This is a genomic window from Pseudomonas sp. PvP027 (assembly GCF_017833005.1).
Classification (GTDB): Bacteria; Pseudomonadota; Gammaproteobacteria; order Pseudomonadales; family Pseudomonadaceae; genus Aquipseudomonas; species Aquipseudomonas congelans.
The window spans coordinates 348079-363987 of the sequence record NZ_JAFIBK010000001.1 but is presented as its reverse complement, the minus strand read 5'-3'; the positions used below and the strand labels follow the sequence as shown (position 1 = coordinate 363987).

Below are 15909 nucleotides of genomic sequence, written 5' to 3'. Positions count from 1 at the left end.
TGGTGGCACATTGAGTTATACCGATTAATCCTATCGGTATAACTGCGTGCCTTTTTTATTATTGGGCCAGCAATCGTCTTCATTTAAATTTCATCTTTTTTTTCGAAACAATGGGTTGCACTTTCAGGTAAATGATAATAATTTGCATCCGGAAATCCAGCGAGGACTTACAGATGTTGAATAATGGCTTATTGCACTCTACTACGTCGCAGAAAACCAATGCCAACTATCTGGACAGGCAGAGCAAGTTTGAATCGAATGTAAGGAGTTACCCACGCAAGTTGCCATTGGCGATCGCCAAGGCACATGGCGTGTGGGTCACGGATGTCGAGGGCACCACGTACCTGGACTGTCTGGCCGGAGCCGGAACATTGGCGCTGGGTCATAATCACGAAGCCATCATGGCCAGTCTCGACAGCTTCCTGACCTCGGGCATGCCCATGCACACCCTTGACCTGACCACCGCGGTCAAGGACGCCTTCAGCGAGACGCTGCTGAGTCTGCTGCCTGGACAGGGACGCGATTACTGCCTGCAGTTCTGCGGTCCGTCCGGGGCAGATGCTGTAGAAGCCGCGATCAAACTGGCCAAGACCGCCACCGGTCGCCATAACATCATCAGCTTTTCCGGTGCGTACCACGGCATGACCCACGGTGCCCTGGCGCTGACCGGCAACACCGCGCCAAAAAACGCCGTCGCCAATCTGATGCCCGGTGTGCAGTTCCTGCCGTATCCCCATGAATACCGCTGCCCGCTGGGCATTGGCGGCGAGGCCGGTACCGAAGCGCTGAGTTACTACTTCACCCAGTTCATCGAAGACGTGGAAAGCGGCGTCTCGCTCCCGGCGGCGGTGATTCTGGAAGCGGTGCAGGGCGAGGGCGGTGTCAATCCAGCGCCTGCCGCCTGGCTGCAACAGATTCGCGAAGTCACCCGCAAGCATGGCATTCTGCTGATTCTGGATGAAGTGCAGGCCGGCTTTGGCCGTACCGGCAAGATGTTTGCCTTCGAACATGCGGCAATCGAACCCGACATCATCGTCATGTCCAAGGCGGTCGGCGGCGGTCTGCCGTTGGCGGTGCTGGGCTTCAAACGCGAGTTCGACGCCTGGTCTCCGGGCAATCATGCAGGCACCTTTCGTGGCAACCAGATGGCCATGGCCACCGGCTTGGCGACCCTTGAAGTGCTGCAACGACAGAACCTTGCTGGCCAGGCGGCAAAACGTGGCGACTGGCTCAAGGAACAGCTTGGTCTGCTGCAGCAACGCTATCCGGCGATTGGCAATGTGCGGGGCCGCGGACTGATGCTGGGCATCGAGATTGTCGATGAGCGCAAACCGGCGGACCGCCTCGGCAGCCTGCCGATGGACCCGGATCTGGCGGTTGCCATTCAACAGCATTGTTTCAAACAGGGGCTGTTACTTGAACGGGGTGGTCGCAATGGCAACGTCATTCGTTTATTGCCGCCGTTGATCATTACCGAAGAGCAATGCCAATTGGTAATTCAGCGTTTTGAACAGGCCCTCAAGGCGGCACTGGCTCAGCTGCGTAAATGAAAGTTCTGTAATAAGCAGGGCATAAACAGCAAGTCATCCGTGACATTGACATCACGATTGAAACAACACTCGCACACAACGTCTGGCTGGGCGAACTTATCACGCCTCGACCGCTCGGCGGTTGTGCCGCAAGCGATACATCAACGTTTGTTGCGACGTCATTTAAACGGTCAGCGCAAAGGCGACTGTGGAGCAGACATGACTAATACCGATCGCACCGTCTTATCAAACATGGTGAGCGAGTTGGCAACCACTCGTGCGTTACTCAATTGCCTGATCAAGGAATTCGCACTGCCGCAAGAGTGCCTGCATTACACCTGGCCTGAAGGCATGCAGGGAATAGCGCCTGGCAGTTTCGTGGACGGCGGGCAATGGAAGGGCATTCCGCTCACCATCAGCCTGCCCAATCAGCAACAGTTCTTTGTCCTGGTGGACCGCCGCGACCACCTGGGCAGCCATCGCTACCTTTCCGATGTGTATGCACGTCAGGGGCAGGGCACCTGGCGCTGCCTGGCATTTGCCGAATTCGCCCGGCAACTGCTGACCGCCTGTGAGCACATGACCCGTGCCAGCAACGACGAATTGCTGGATCAGGTCCTGCAAAGTCAGCACCTGACTGCCGCCATCGTTGCCCACAACATGACCGGCCAGCACCCGGAGCCACTCAGCGGCTATCTGGCCAGTGAGCAGGGTTTGTGGTTCGGCCATCCCAATCATCCGGCACCCAAGGCGCGGCTGTGGCCCGAGCATCTGGCGCAGGAGACCTACGCCCCGGAGTTTCAGGCGCAGACCGCGCTGCACCTGTTCGAAGTACCGCTGGAAGGGTTGCGAATCACCTCCAATGGCTTGAGCGAAGCAGAAGTGATGTCCGGGTTCGCTGACCAGTCGCGGGCACGCACCGGGCATGCGCTGATCTGCATGCATCCGGTACAGGCGCAGTTGTTCATGCAGGACCGTCGCGTGCAACGTCTGCTCGAACTGGGGGACATCTCGGACATGGGTGCCAGCGGCCTGCTGGCCAGCCCGACGGCGTCGATGCGCACCTGGTACATCGAGGGGCACGACTACTTCATCAAGGGCTCGCTGAATGTGCGCATCACCAACTGTGTGAGGAAAAACGCGTGGTATGAACTGGAAAGCACGCTGATCATCGACGAGCTGTTCCAGCGTCTGCAGCAAACCCGCCCGGAAACCCTCGGCGGCCTGTCCACCGTCGCCGAACCCGGTTCGATGAGCTGGGCTCCCAAAGGCGCGAGCGAGACGGATGGCCACTGGTTTCGCGAGCAGACCGGCGCCATTCTGCGGGAAAACTTCTGCCGCCGCTCTGGCGCCGATTGCAGCGTGATGGCAGGCACACTGTTCGCTCGTGATCTGCGTTCACGTCCATTGGTGCACGACTTCCTCCAGCGTTTCAATGGCGGGGAGCTCGAGGATCAGCACCTGCTGAACTGGTTCGATGAGTACCAGGCCTTGCTGCTGAGCCCGGTCATGGCACTGTTCTTCAATCATGGCATCGTCATGGAGCCGCATTTGCAGAACGCGGTGCTGATTCACGACAACGGACGCCCGCAACAGCTGCTGTTGCGCGACTTTGAAGGCGTCAAGCTGACCGAAGAACTGGGCATCAAGGCGATTCAGGTGGGGCTGCACCCGAGAATTCGCCAGTCTTTGCTTTACACCCGTGAACAGGGCTGGAACCGCATTACCTATTGCCTGCTGATCAACAACCTGTCCGAGGCCGTGCTGGCCTTGAGCTGGGAGCGCCCGCACCTGGCACCGCTGATGTGGCAGCGCGTCGAGCGGCAATTGCAGCGCATCCGTGACGAACTGGTACTGCCTGCGCCCGAGCTGGACGCGTTGATCGCAGGCCAGTCGATTGCCTGCAAGACCAACCTCAAGGTCCGGCTCGCTGCCAAGGCCGATCGCGAAGCCAACTACGTGCGTCTTGCGTCGCCGTGGGCCACGGAGGCACGTTATGCATAAGGTGCCGGAAACCGTACTGGCGGCCATCAAAGAGGCTCGGGCGCTGGAAACCGATCCGCTCGCGGCCTTTGTCTACGACCTGGACGCGTTGCAGCAGCATGTCAGTGAAGTCATGGCGGCGCTGCCTGCCGGTGTCGAGCTGTATTACGCGATCAAGGCCAACAGTGAAGCGCTGATGCTGGAAACCCTGGCCCCCCTGGTCAGTGGCTTTGAGATTTCCTCCGGGGGCGAGATCGAGCGGGTGATGGCCTGTCCGACACGCAAGCCCTACGTGTTCTCGGGCCCGGGCAAACTCGATTCCGATCTGCGCTCGGCGTTGCTGAACAAGGTTGAAGCCATCCACCTGGAAAGCCTCAACGAAATCGCGCGTCTGCAACAGCTCGCAGAACAGGCGGGCCGCGTGCAGCCGGTGTTCCTGCGCATCAACCCGCAACTGCCCGCTGCGCAGTCGAGCAGGCTGGCGATGGCCGGAACAGCGACACCGTTCGGCATTGACGAAGCCGATCTGGCCGATTCGGTCAGACGCGTGGACAACGCCAGCCATCTGACGCTCAAGGGCTTCCATGTACACGCCATGTCGCATCAGATGTCGGTAGAACGGCATGAGCAGTTGCTCGATTTCTACCTGCAACGCTGGCAGGAATGGAAAGCACTGGCCCGCAACCCGAGCCAGCTGACCCATTTCAACGTCGGCGGCGGCATTGGCGTCGATTACCTGAACAGTCAGCAGTTCGACTGGCAGCGGCTGTGCCGTTATCTGGAAAAGCGCCTGGGCGAGCAGCACGACGCGCCGATCCTGCGCTTCGAGCCGGGACGCTTCATCAGCGCCTATTGCGGCTATTACGCCATCGAGGTGCTGGACAGCAAAACCAGCCACGGCGAGCATTTTCTGGTCTGCCGGGGCGGTACTCATCAGTTTCGCCTGCCGGTTGCGCAAAGCCATGACCATCCGGTTATCCACCTGCCGAATACGCCGCAGAACGCTGCCTCGTCAGAACAGGCGTACACCATTGTCGGGCAGCTGTGCACGCCCAAGGATGTACTGAGCCGCCGCCAGCCACTCAAGGGTGTAAACATTGGTGATCTGCTGGTACTGCCGCTGGCGGGGGCGTATGGCTACAACATCTCCCACGCCGACTTTCTCTGCCATCCAAGACCGTCACAGCACTTTGTGCGCAACGGCGAACGGGTTCGCCAATGAGTTTCAACGTCCCACGCCGCTGGGTGGTGTTCAACGTGCTGCTCGGTACGCTGACGGTCAGCCTGAGCAACAGTTCGCTCAACCCGGCGCTGCCTACCTTCATGGAAGCGTTCAGGATCGGGCCGTTGCTGGCCACCTGGATCGTCGCCGGGTTCATGACCAGCATGGGCATGACCATGCCGCTGACCAGTTTCCTCAGTCAGCGCATCGGACGCAAACGCCTGTACCTGTGGGGTGTGGCGCTGTTCATCGGCGGTTCGCTGCTGGGCGCGCTGGCCGACTCCATTGCGCTGGTGATCACCGCACGGATGGTGCAGGGCGTTGCCAGCGGGCTGATGATCCCCTTGTCGCTGGCGATCATCTTCTCGGTGTATGAAAAGCATGAACGGGGCAGGGTGACCGGGCTCTGGAGCGCAGCAGTAATGCTCGCGCCGGCGCTTGGTCCGCTGTGTGGCAGCCTGATGCTGGAGTGGTTCAGCTGGCGCTCGCTGTTCCTGATGAATGTGCCCATCGGCCTGCTGGCACTGTTGCTGGGCGTCGGCGTGCTGCCGGACTCCGAGCCTGCCGAGCGCAAGCCTTTCGACCTGATCGGCTACCTGCTGGTGGCGTCGGGCATCGGTTTGCTGATGATCGCCATCAGCCGTATGCATCATGCTCAGGCGCTGCTCGACCCGGTCAATCAGGCCATGGTACTGATCGCAGTGGCCTGCCTGGTGGCGTTCGTCAAGGTCGAGTTGAATCGCCAGGCACCGCTGCTCAATCTGCGCCTGTTCAACCTGCGCGGCTATCGCCTGAGCGTGATCATCGCCGTGGTGCAATCGGTCGGCATGTTCGAGTGCCTGGTGCTGTTGCCGCTGCTGGTGCAGAGCGTGCTGGGCTACAACCCGATCTGGACCGGCCTGGCGCTGCTGTGTACCGCCAGCTTCGCGAGCCTGTGCGGCCAGTGGGGCGGCAAGGCGCTGGACCGCCATGGTCCGCGCACCGTCGTCGCCGTCGGCCTGCTGTTGACCGGCGTTTCGACCCTGGCGCTGGGCATGCTCAAGGCCGATGCCGCGATCGGCGTGGTGTTCGTCCTGATGATGGTTCGTGGCGCCGGCCTCGGGCTCTCCTACATGCCGGTGACCACCGCGGGGCTCAATGCCTTGCCCGAGCCGATGGTCACTCAGGGCGCTGCGATGAACAACATTTCCCGCCGTCTGGTCGCGTCGCTGGCCATCGTCATCGCGTCGCTGTGGCTGGAGTTCCGCCTCAACACCGCGGGACCGGCCGCAACGCCCTCGGCCATCAGCGAAGTGTTCATCGCCACCGGTCTGCTGATCCTGCTGGCACTGCCCTGTGCCTGGCGTTTCCCCCTTAACGACGAGCGCGCCGAGGCCCAGCCCGACGCGGTCGAACCCCGATAATTTTTCGTTCGAGGTATGAACATGGCTACCCCTTTACCGCTGCAACGCAACGCCGCGCCGACAACGACAACGACAGGGACTGGTGCCTGGCTCGCCGACGTCAGTGCCGAGCGCTATGCGCAAGTACAACGCCGCGTGATCGGCCAACTGCTGCAAACCTTGCTGTACGAGGCGGCACTCCCTTACCGCTGTGAGCCGCTGGATGATCATCGGCATCGTTTTGCAGTGGCCGTCAGCGACGGCGTGGAATACCGCTGCGAGGGGCTGCTGAGCACCAGCTTCGAGCTGATCCGCCTGGATCACGCCACGCTTGAACGGGTGGATAATGCCGGCGAACGCAGCGTGCCGGATCTGCATCTGGCGTTGACCGAGCTGCTCAGCCCGTTCAAGGACAGCCCGCACCTGGCGCGCTTTATCCAGGAAATCGAGCAGACCCAGCTCAAGGATCTGCAGGCCCGCAATCAGGGCTATCAACCTATACGGCCAGCGCATCAGCTGGATGTCGATGCGCTGGAGCAGCACTTCATGGATGCCCACAGCTATCACCCATGTTACAAGTCGCGGATCGGCTTTTCCCTGGCTGACAACCGCCACTACGGGCCAGAATTCGCCACGCCTTTCGCGGTGGTCTGGCTGGCCGTGGCGAAATCAAGCGCCTCGGTCGGCCATTCGCGAAGCATGGATTTTCAGGCGTTCATTCGTCAGGAGCTGGGTACGCAACGCTGGCAGGAAATAACTCGAGACCTGGCCGCGCAGGGCAAGTCCATCGACGACTATCAACTGATGCCGGTGCATCCGTGGCAGTGGGACAACGTCACGGTGTCGACCTTCTACCCGGAACTGGCCAGCGGCGAGCTGATTTACCTGGGCACCTCGACCGATAGCTACAAGGCTCAGCAGTCGATTCGCACGCTGGCCAACGCCAGTCAGCCTCAGCGGCCATACGTCAAGCTGGCGATGAGCATGACCAATACCTCCAGCACCCGCATTCTGGCGCGTCACACGGTATTGAACGGCCCGATCATTACCGATTGGCTGCACCGGTTGATCGCAACCGACAGCACCGCTCGCGCGCTGGATTTCGTGATTCTCGGTGAGGTGGCGGGGGTGAGCTTCGATTACAGCCATCTGCCGGAATCGCGTTCAGCGCAGACCTACGGCACGCTGGGTGCCATCTGGCGGGAAAGCCTGCATCAATACCTCCGGGACGACGAGCAGGCGGTGCCATTCAACGGCCTCAGCCATGTGGAAAATCGTTACGGTGATGGCCAGCAGACGCCGTTCATAGACGCGTGGGTCAGCCAGTACGGGCTCAAGGAGTGGACCCGGCAACTGCTGCAGGTCACGGTGCCGCCGATCATTCACATGCTCTATGCCGAAGGCATCGGCATGGAGTCCCACGGCCAGAACATCGTGCTGATCGTCAAGCAGGGCTGGCCGCAGCGCATCGCCCTCAAGGACTTCCATGACGGCGTGCGTTATTCACCCGCGCACCTCGGGCGGCCCGAGCTGTGCCCGGAGCTGGTGCCGCTGCCGGCCAGCCACGCGAAACTCAACCGTAACTCGTTCATCGTCACCGATGACGTCAACGCGGTACGCGACTTCTCCTGTGACTGCTTCTTCTTCATCTGCCTGGCCGAGATGGCGATTTTCCTGCGCCAGCAATACCAGCTGGACGAAGCGCTGTTCTGGCAGATGACCGCCGACGTCATTCTCGATTATCAGCGGGCTCACCCGCAGCATCGCGACCGCTTCGGCCTGTTTGACGTGTTTGCGCCGTCGTATGAAGTGGAAGAACTGACCAAACGTCGCCTGCTGGGTGATGGCGAGCGTCGCTTTCGCTCGGTGCCTAACCCGCTGCACACCTACAGGCCGCAATGATGCTGAGGACCAATGCACTCAAAAGCAGAATTGCCGACGGACAGCCGGCGCACGGGGTGATCAGTTCGATCCCGGCTCCGGCCGCCATCGAGTTGATCGCCGAAGCCGGGTTCGACTTCGTGATCATCGACATGGAACACGTCCTGATCAACCCGGAAACCGTGGAAAACATGATCCGCGTGGCAGAGAGCTACAACCTCACGCCACTGGTGCGGGTCGCCGATCTCAACCCGAAAACCCTGCTGCGCCTACTCGATGGCGGCGCGCAGGGCATTGTCTTGCCGATGATCGAGAGCCCCGAGCAGCTGGCGGATGCGATTGCCGCCTGCAAGTACCACCCGCTGGGTCGCCGCAGCCTAAATGCCGGACGTCCCGGCTCGTTCGGCAAGCACATCCTGGCGCAGTACGTGGAGGCCGCCAATCAGCAGATCATGGTGGTGGCGATGATCGAAAGCGCCGAAGGCGTGCGACGCGCCGCCGAGATCGCCGGTGTGCCGGGGCTGGACATGATTCTTGAAGGCGCGGCAGACCTGTCGCAGTCACTGGGCATGCCCTGGCAGATCGATCAACCAGAAGTACAAAACGCGCTGCTTGCAACCTGGCAAGCCGCCCACGCGGCGGGCGTCGCCTATTGCGCGATTCCTCGTCAACCCGGTGACGCTGCCCGCTGGCAGGCTCGCGGGGTCAACACCTTTGTCCTCGGGGATGAGCGCGGCATTGCCTTTCGCGCGCTTCAGGCCCGCCTGGCTCAACATTCAGCAGAAGGAAAATAAACCATGAACTTCACTTCACTCGCCGCTGACCTGGTCATGCAGGATTTGGTCGATTGCCTGCTGGCTGAAGATTTCTTTGGTCGCGAGCCGTTGCGCCTGCAGGACAGCAGCCAATGGCAGCTGCGTCATCCACAGGCTCCGCAACTGGTAGAGCAGAGCAGCGCGGAGCAAATCTGGGAATGGTGCTGCGATGATTCGGAGCAACGCTTCATCAGCATCGCGTTGCGCCCCGGTATTACCCAGCAATGGGAAAAAGTGCCCGGTACGCCGGTACTGGGCCGGCAGGACGAACGCTGGACGCAGTTGTCACCGGAAGACTTCATGAAGTGGGTGTTTGCCGGCAAGGCGACGCTGCTTCAGGACAGCGAGCGTCAGGACAACGAAAAGGGTATCGCGCTGTTTCTGGAGGTGTTGCGCATCAGTGTCTGGCAGACCGCGCTGTCGCTGGACCACAAGGTCGACGAGCAGAACCTGATGGCCCAGGACGGCGCGACGTTCTTCAGAACCATGGAGCAGTGGGCGTCGCTGCGTGATCGCCCGTATCACCCGCTGGCCAAGGCCAAACAAGGCTTGAACGAGCAGGAATACCTGCAGTACCAGGCCGAGTTCGCCCAGCCGGTGGCGCTGAACTGGGTGGCTGTCGACAAGACCTTGCTGCAATGCGGCGACGGAGTGGGAGACTTGAACGCATCCTTTCCAGCCCGCTATCTGCTGCCTGAAAACCTGCAAGCGGAGCTTGACCAGGAGATGCAGGCGCGTGGCATTGCCGCCAGCCACGTTGCGCTGCCGGTTCACCCGTGGCAGTTCGAGCATGTTCTGCAGGTCCAGCTGGGTGATGCATTCGCCAAGGGTGATTGCCAGCGGCTTGACTTCAATCAGGCGCAGGTCCATGCCACTTCGTCGCTGCGTTCGATGACACCGTGCTTCAACAGCGCTGACTACCTGAAGCTGCCCATGGCCATTTATTCGCTCGGCGCTTCGCGCTACCTGCCAGCGGTCAAAATGATCAACGGCGGGCTGAGCGAAAAACTGCTGCGTCAGGTGGTCGACAAGGATGAAGCCCTGAGTCGTTCGCTGCACCTGTGCGACGAACGCAAATGGTGGGCGTTCATGCCGCCACACGCCACGCTGTTCGACGAAGGGCCGCGGCATCTTTCGGCGATGGTGCGCGGCTATCCGGCAGCCTTGCTGGATGATCCGGAGTGCCGCCTGCTGCCGATGGCGGCACTGGGTACACCGCTACCGGGGAGCAATCGGCATTTCTTCGACGAGTGGATGGACTACCGCGACCTGCCGCGCAATCAGGCTTCGGTGCTGACACTGTTTCGCGAGCTGAGCCACAGTTTCTTCGACATCAACCTGCGCATGTTCCGCCTGGGCATGCTCGGCGAAGTGCATGGCCAGAACGCGGTCATGGTCTGGAAAGCCGGACAGGCGCAAGGACTGCTGTTGCGTGACCACGACTCGTTGCGTATTTTCGTGCCCTGGCTGGAGCGCAACGGCATGCACGACCCGGAGTATCGAATCAAGAAAGGTCATGCCAATACGCTTTATCATGAGCGCCCCGAGGACTTGCTGTTCTGGCTGCAGACACTGGGTATTCAGGTAAACGTGCGGGCAATCATGGATACTCTGGCGCAGGTGTACGACGTGCCGGTCACTGCGCTGTGGACCGTACTGCGCGATGTTCTGGATAATCTGATCACAACCATCGAATTTGACGACGAGGCGCGTGGCATGATCAGGCACCAACTGTTCGAAGCCCCCAACTGGCCGCAGAAACTTCTGCTGACGCCCATGATCGAGCGCGCTGGCGGTCCGGGCAGCATGCCGTTCGGCAAGGGCGAAGTGGTCAACCCGTTCCACAGGTTGCGCCGTGCAACCTGACCGAACCCTGCATCCTTCGCGGCGCACCCTGTTGCGCCTTTCGCTGGGCTTACTGGCGCTGCCTGGCATTGCCCGGGCAGCGCCGCTAAGAGTCGTCACCCTGTTTCAGGGGGCGTCCGACAGTGCCGTGGCCCTGGGGGTGACGCCTTGCGGCGTGGTGGATTCGTGGAGCGAAAAACCGATGTACCGCTACCTGCGCCCGGCGCTGGCGGCGGTCCCGCATGTCGGTCTGGAAACCCAGCCGAGCCTGGAAGATATCGTGCTGCTCAAGCCGGATCTGATCGTCGCCTCACGCTTTCGTCATCAACGCATCGCGCCGCTGCTGGAGCAGATCAGCACGGTGCTTATGCTTGAAGAGGTGTTCGAGTTCAAGCGTACCCTGGCAATGATGGGCGCGGCCATGCAGCGTCAACAGCTGGCCATCGACCTGCTCGGACAATGGCAACAACGTGTGGCGGCGCTGCGCGGCCAGTTGCAGGCGAAGTTCGCCGGGCGCTGGCCGATCACCGTGTCGGTGCTCGACATTCGCGAAGACCATATCCGTAGCTATCTGCCGGCCAGCTTTGCCGGCTCGGTGCTCAGTGAACTGGGCTTTGCCTGGACGCCTGCGGCCCGCGAAGCCACGGGCGTGTCCCTTAAACTCAGCAGTAAAGAGAGTTTGCCTGTGGTCGATGCCGACCTGTTCTTTGTTTTTCAGCGCGCGGACAGCAACGCCGCGCAGCACACCTACGACAAACTGGTGCAGAACCCGTTCTGGCAACAGTTGCGGGCAGTACGGGACAGTCAGGTATGGCGCGTCGATGCCGTCGCCTGGAGCCTGTCCGGCGGCATTCTGGGCGCCAACCGCATGCTCGATGAGATCGCTCGCGTGGCGCTGGCGGATCGCGCCTCATGACGGCTGCGGCAAAACTGGGCCTGGGGCTGTTGCTACTGGTTGCGAGCATGGGATTGAGTCTGGCCACCGGGGCCACTTGGATATCGCCTGCTGCCATTGTGCGAAGTGTCTGGCAGCCTGATGTGCTGAGCGCTATCGAGCATGTGCTGCTCGACACACGGTTGACACGTACCCTGATGGCCGTCGCGGTGGGTTCGAGTCTGGCAGTGGCCGGTGCCCTGATGCAGGCGCTGACGCGCAATCCGCTGGCGTCGCCTGGCCTGTTCGGCATCAATGCCGGCGCGACGTTTGCCATTATTGCCTGTTCGTCGCTGCTCACGCTGTCGTCCATGAGCCAATGGCTGTGGTGCGCGTTCATCGGGGCTGCGGTGGCGGGTACGATTGTCTGGGTCATCGGCAACCGGGGGCAGGGCAGCCTCAATCCATTGCGCATCGTGTTGGCCGGTGCCGCGATCACCGCCTTGTTTACCGCATTCAGTCAGGCCTTGCTGGTGGTCAATCAGGACGGGCTGGACACCGTGCTGTTCTGGCTGGCCGGCTCCCTGTCGGAGCGCGAACTGAGCACCGCCGCGCCGTTGCTCGTCTGCGTGGTCGTGGGGCTGGTCGGAGCTCTGCTGCTGGCGGGGCAGGTCAACGTGCTCAACACCGGGGAAGCCATCGCGACGGCTCTGGGCCAGCGTACGGGGCTGATTCGCCTGATGATGAGCGTGGTGATCATTGCCCTGGCGGGCAGTGCCGTGGCGCTGGCAGGCAGTATCGGCTTCATCGGCCTGCTGGTGCCACACATGGTGCGCAAGACGCTGTCCATTGATCATCGCTGGCTGCTGCCCGGCTGCGCAGTGCTGGGCGCGACGCTGTTATTGCTGGCCGACACGCTGACGCGAGTGGTGATTGTCCCTCAGGAAGTCCCGGTGGGTGTTATGACTGCGTTGTTCGGTGCGCCGTTCTTTATTGCACTGGTTCGGCGGGGGGCGCGCTATGGATAAGCATTTCACCGTGCGCTACCGGCGTTTTTCCCGGCAGTTCAGCCTGACGGTATTCACGCGCCTGCTTACGGGACTGGCGCTGACGCTGCTGGTTGCGCTGAGCTCGCTGGCATTGGGCAAGATCAATCTGTCGCCGGCGACCCTGCTGAGTATTTTTGCCGGTCAGGCGGACGCCAGCCTGGTATTCATCGTCGAACAACTGCGCATGCCACGGCTGGCTCTGGCCGCATTGGTCGGCGCGGCCCTGGCGGTGTCCGGGCTGATCCTGCAAAGCATCATTCGCAACCCGCTGGCCTCACCGGATCTGTTAGGCATCACCAGCGGTGCCAGCGCGGCAGCCGTGTTGTACCTGTCATTCTTCTCGGCTGCACTGGGCGCGCAGTTTCTGCCCCTGGCGGCGATCTCTGGCGCAGGCCTCGCGGCACTGGTCATTTATCTGCTGGCCTGGAATCAGGGCGCTTCACCCTTGCGCATGGTGTTGATCGGGGTAGGGGTGTCGGCCCTGCTGGCTGCGGTCACCACGTTCATTCTGGTGTTCAGCCCGCTGACCACCACCTTGTCGGCTTACGTCTGGCTGACCGGGAGCGTGTATGGTGCCAGTTGGCCGGAGCCACGCGCGCTGGCCGGCTGGCTGCTGATGACGTTGCCGCTGTTGGCGCTGCTCGCCCGTCAGGTGCGCATGCAGCAACTGGATGACGCGCTGGCCCAGGGCATCGGCGTGCGCGTGCAATGGCTGCGCGCCGGTTTGCTGCTGGTGAGCGTCGCGCTGGCCGGGCTGGCGGTTGCCTGGGGCGGGGCGATTGCCTTTGTCGGGCTGATTGCGCCGCATATAGCCAAACGGCTGACGCCGCCGGGGTTCGTCGGTCAGGCACTGATGGCGGCGCTGATCGGTGCCAATCTGGTGATGCTTGCCGATCTGGCCGGACGCACGCTGTTCCTGCCGCTGGATCTGCCCGCAGGGATTTTTGTTGCGGTGCTGGGCACACCGTTCTTTCTGTATCTATTGATCAACCAGCGGCATTAAGGAATTACGGATGGCGTCAATCGCAACCCACGACCTGACCCTGAGCTACCAGCGGCAGGTGATCATCGACAGCCTTGATCTGCAGTTACCCGCAGGCCAGGTGACCGTGCTGATCGGCAGTAACGGTTGCGGCAAAAGCACCTTGCTCAAATCCCTGGCGCGCCTGCTCAAACCCCAGCAGGGCACCGTAGTGCTCAACGGTGCCGACATCCATCAGAAGTCCACCGCCACCGTTGCGCGTGAACTGGCGATTCTGCCGCAGATGCCCAGCGCACCGGAAGGCATCAGCGTGCGGCAATTGGTTGCGCTGGGGCGTTATCCCTATCAGAACTGGATGCAGCAATGGTCCGCCGAGGATGAAGCCATGGTCGCAAGGGCTCTGGCGCAGACCGGCATGCACGAGCTGGCGGACAGGCCCGTCGATGCCCTGTCAGGCGGCCAGCGCCAGCGCGCGTGGATCGCCATGACCCTGGCGCAGGATACCGACATCGTATTGCTGGACGAACCGACGACCTTTCTCGATCTGGCTCATCAGATCGAAGTGCTGGACCTGTTGCGCGATCTGAATCGGCAAGAGGGCAAGACCATCGTGATGGTCCTGCATGACCTGAATCTGGCCTGCCGTTACGCCGATCACATGGTTGCTGTCCACGAACGCAGCGCCTTCGCCCAGGGGCGTCCGGCCGATATCCTCAGCGAGGCACTGGTCAAGCAGGTCTTCGGCCTCAACTGCCGGATCATCGCCGATCCGTTCTTTGGTACGCCGTTGTGCATTCCCTTTGGCCGGGAACTGCCGCAATGAGTCTGGCGCAGGCGTTCAACGAGTCCGAATGGGCGTTGCTCTCCGGGGTGCTGCGGCTCAGGCCGGCAGGTGAGCAAGATCCCCGCGCACTGCCGGCACGCGCACTGCTGGACGATACAGTCTGCGAGCAATTGCTTGGCGTGTTGGGGCCGGTGATCGGTTCTCCGACCCAAGCAATCACTGCATCATTGCTGGCCAAGCGCTTTTCCTTCCTGAGCACCGGTGCCTGCCTGTACGCGATGTCGGTCTACGACAAGGGCCTGGCCCTGTCGCTGGACAACAGCGTGATCGAATACGCGCACGATGACGGCCTTTGGACCTCTTCAATGCCCTTGCTCGATACAACTCCTGTGGGTTACGCACCGGGGGCTCGCGATGCATGGCGTGATGAGATCGTCAGCACGCTGTTCCGCGACCTGCTTCAGCCATTGTGGGAAACCTTCAACCGTGTCACGGGTATTTCCCGACGCATTCTGTGGGAGAACACCGCGGTACGTGTCTATTCGCTGTACGACAAGCGCATGGACAAGATTGAAGACCCGGCGATCCGGCAGCGCTGTGAAGCCGATTTCGACTGGCTGCTGCATCAGGCCGATCCTGCGCTGTTCGGCCTGACCTACAACCCGCTCAAACACTTCCGCCGCCCACCGGTTGTGCTGGAAGCCGAAGGCAAAAGCATCCGTTTTCGGCGCACCTGCTGCTTCTATTACGACGCCAGCAACCCCGTCGAGTATTGCTCGACCTGTCCGTTACTGAGACCCAGGAAATGTCGATGAACAAGCAGATCGCACACCGCCAGCAACAGCTCAGCGACGCCGTCATAGAGCAATACCGTGACATTGCCGCTTCAACCATCGGCCACCTGACCGACGTGGGTTACCTGCGCGGGATCAGACCGCTGTTCGAGGGGGCCAGACTGGTCGGCAACGTTGTCACGGTGAAACTACAACTGCCCGACGGCAGCATTCTGCGCGATGCACTGCTGAACAGCCTGCCCGGCGATGTGCTGGTGATTGAATGTGTCGGCGACGAGCATTGTGCCTGCTGGGGCGAACTGCGCACCCTGGCCGGTCTCATCAAGGGCCTTGCCGGCGTCATCATCTCGGGTGCGGTTACCGACGTCGCCGCCTTGCGCGAACATCGTCTGCCCGTGTTCAGCCGTGGAGTCAGCGCAATGACGACACGCAGTCTCGGCGAAAGCGGCGAGCTCAACGGACTGATCAATATAAGCGATGTGGAGGTGAAGCCAGGGGACATCGCCATCGCGGATGATGACGGGGTATTTATTTTGAGTCCGCAACAGGCGAACGAACTGTTACCCGAGTTGCTTGGCAAAGAGAGTGCGGACAGAAAAAGAAGGAAAGAGTTTCTCGACAGATTGAATGGGGAAAATCCTGGCAGCAGAAGTCAGCAGTGACAATAAAGTCTGAAACAGTGCGCCGATTTGATTCATGAATATAACCACTGCCAACGGATCAATAGTTATAACTTTTGGATCCCATAGGCGCAATCAGACAACAGGCA

The 15909-nt window shown here is 61.2% G+C and carries 13 protein-coding genes; all 13 read left to right on the top strand.

The window, feature by feature from the left end:
• The first annotated feature begins 173 nt into the window (after positions 1-173).
• The 13 genes from JOE33_RS01235 (at position 174) to JOE33_RS01175 (ending at position 15802) form a co-directional block, all read left to right on the top strand.
• Positions 174-1550, top strand: a complete 1377-nt coding sequence (locus JOE33_RS01235; protein ID WP_187626033.1) for a diaminobutyrate--2-oxoglutarate transaminase — start codon at positions 174-176, stop codon at positions 1548-1550.
• Positions 1551-1748: 198 nt separating this feature from the next.
• Entirely contained in the window at positions 1749-3533 is a 1785-nt protein-coding gene (locus tag JOE33_RS01230; protein WP_187626032.1) for an IucA/IucC family protein, read from the top strand.
• On the top strand, positions 3526-4734 hold the full coding sequence (locus JOE33_RS01225) for a type III PLP-dependent enzyme (RefSeq protein WP_187626031.1): 1209 nt from the start codon (positions 3526-3528) through the stop codon (positions 4732-4734). Before JOE33_RS01230 ends, JOE33_RS01225 begins: the two co-directional genes overlap by 8 nt.
• Entirely contained in the window at positions 4731-6137 is a 1407-nt protein-coding gene (locus JOE33_RS01220; protein WP_187626030.1) for a DHA2 family efflux MFS transporter permease subunit, read from the top strand. Before JOE33_RS01225 ends, JOE33_RS01220 begins: the two co-directional genes overlap by 4 nt.
• Before the next feature lie 21 nt (positions 6138-6158).
• Positions 6159-8018, top strand: a complete 1860-nt coding sequence (locus JOE33_RS01215) for an IucA/IucC family protein (protein WP_209924021.1) — start codon at positions 6159-6161, stop codon at positions 8016-8018.
• Complete coding sequence (locus JOE33_RS01210) at positions 8018-8791, top strand: aldolase/citrate lyase family protein (RefSeq protein ID WP_187626028.1); 774 nt, start codon at positions 8018-8020, stop codon at positions 8789-8791. Before JOE33_RS01215 ends, JOE33_RS01210 begins: the two co-directional genes overlap by 1 nt.
• Before the next feature lie 3 nt (positions 8792-8794).
• Positions 8795-10678: an IucA/IucC family protein gene (locus JOE33_RS01205; protein WP_187626027.1), complete on the top strand. Its 1884-nt coding sequence runs from the start codon at positions 8795-8797 to the stop codon at positions 10676-10678.
• Positions 10668-11573, top strand: coding sequence for an iron-siderophore ABC transporter substrate-binding protein (locus JOE33_RS01200; RefSeq protein ID WP_010429201.1), 906 nt, complete (start codon positions 10668-10670; stop codon positions 11571-11573). Before JOE33_RS01205 ends, JOE33_RS01200 begins: the two co-directional genes overlap by 11 nt.
• Positions 11570-12559, top strand: a complete 990-nt coding sequence (locus JOE33_RS01195; RefSeq protein WP_010429198.1) for an iron ABC transporter permease — start codon at positions 11570-11572, stop codon at positions 12557-12559. Before JOE33_RS01200 ends, JOE33_RS01195 begins: the two co-directional genes overlap by 4 nt.
• The gene (locus JOE33_RS01190; protein WP_010429195.1) at positions 12552-13583 is read left to right on the top strand and encodes an iron ABC transporter permease; all 1032 of its coding nucleotides are present in this window, start codon (positions 12552-12554) and stop codon (positions 13581-13583) included. Before JOE33_RS01195 ends, JOE33_RS01190 begins: the two co-directional genes overlap by 8 nt.
• A 10-nt stretch (positions 13584-13593) precedes the next feature.
• Positions 13594-14385 carry an ABC transporter ATP-binding protein gene (locus tag JOE33_RS01185; protein WP_096102105.1) on the top strand — a complete coding sequence of 264 codons (792 nt, stop codon included), beginning with the start codon at positions 13594-13596 and terminating at the stop codon, positions 14383-14385.
• On the top strand, positions 14382-15161 hold the full coding sequence (locus JOE33_RS01180; RefSeq protein ID WP_096125860.1) for an IucA/IucC family C-terminal-domain containing protein: 780 nt from the start codon (positions 14382-14384) through the stop codon (positions 15159-15161). Before JOE33_RS01185 ends, JOE33_RS01180 begins: the two co-directional genes overlap by 4 nt.
• Positions 15152-15802, top strand: coding sequence for an RraA family protein (locus JOE33_RS01175; RefSeq protein ID WP_054994087.1), 651 nt, complete (start codon positions 15152-15154; stop codon positions 15800-15802). Before JOE33_RS01180 ends, JOE33_RS01175 begins: the two co-directional genes overlap by 10 nt.
• Positions 15803-15909: the final 107 nt, after the last annotated feature.

Coding starts and splice junctions, on each gene's coding strand:
- JOE33_RS01235 (WP_187626033.1), top strand. CDS start 174: ATGTTGAATAATGGCTTATTGCACTCTACTACGTCGCAGAAAACCAAT.
- JOE33_RS01230 (WP_187626032.1), top strand. CDS start 1,749: ATGACTAATACCGATCGCACCGTCTTATCAAACATGGTGAGCGAGTTG.
- JOE33_RS01225 (WP_187626031.1), top strand. CDS start 3,526: ATGCATAAGGTGCCGGAAACCGTACTGGCGGCCATCAAAGAGGCTCGG.
- JOE33_RS01220 (WP_187626030.1), top strand. CDS start 4,731: ATGAGTTTCAACGTCCCACGCCGCTGGGTGGTGTTCAACGTGCTGCTC.
- JOE33_RS01215 (WP_209924021.1), top strand. CDS start 6,159: ATGGCTACCCCTTTACCGCTGCAACGCAACGCCGCGCCGACAACGACA.
- JOE33_RS01210 (WP_187626028.1), top strand. CDS start 8,018: ATGCTGAGGACCAATGCACTCAAAAGCAGAATTGCCGACGGACAGCCG.
- JOE33_RS01205 (WP_187626027.1), top strand. CDS start 8,795: ATGAACTTCACTTCACTCGCCGCTGACCTGGTCATGCAGGATTTGGTC.
- JOE33_RS01195 (WP_010429198.1), top strand. CDS start 11,570: ATGACGGCTGCGGCAAAACTGGGCCTGGGGCTGTTGCTACTGGTTGCG.
- JOE33_RS01190 (WP_010429195.1), top strand. CDS start 12,552: ATGGATAAGCATTTCACCGTGCGCTACCGGCGTTTTTCCCGGCAGTTC.
- JOE33_RS01185 (WP_096102105.1), top strand. CDS start 13,594: ATGGCGTCAATCGCAACCCACGACCTGACCCTGAGCTACCAGCGGCAG.
- JOE33_RS01180 (WP_096125860.1), top strand. CDS start 14,382: ATGAGTCTGGCGCAGGCGTTCAACGAGTCCGAATGGGCGTTGCTCTCC.
- JOE33_RS01175 (WP_054994087.1), top strand. CDS start 15,152: ATGTCGATGAACAAGCAGATCGCACACCGCCAGCAACAGCTCAGCGAC.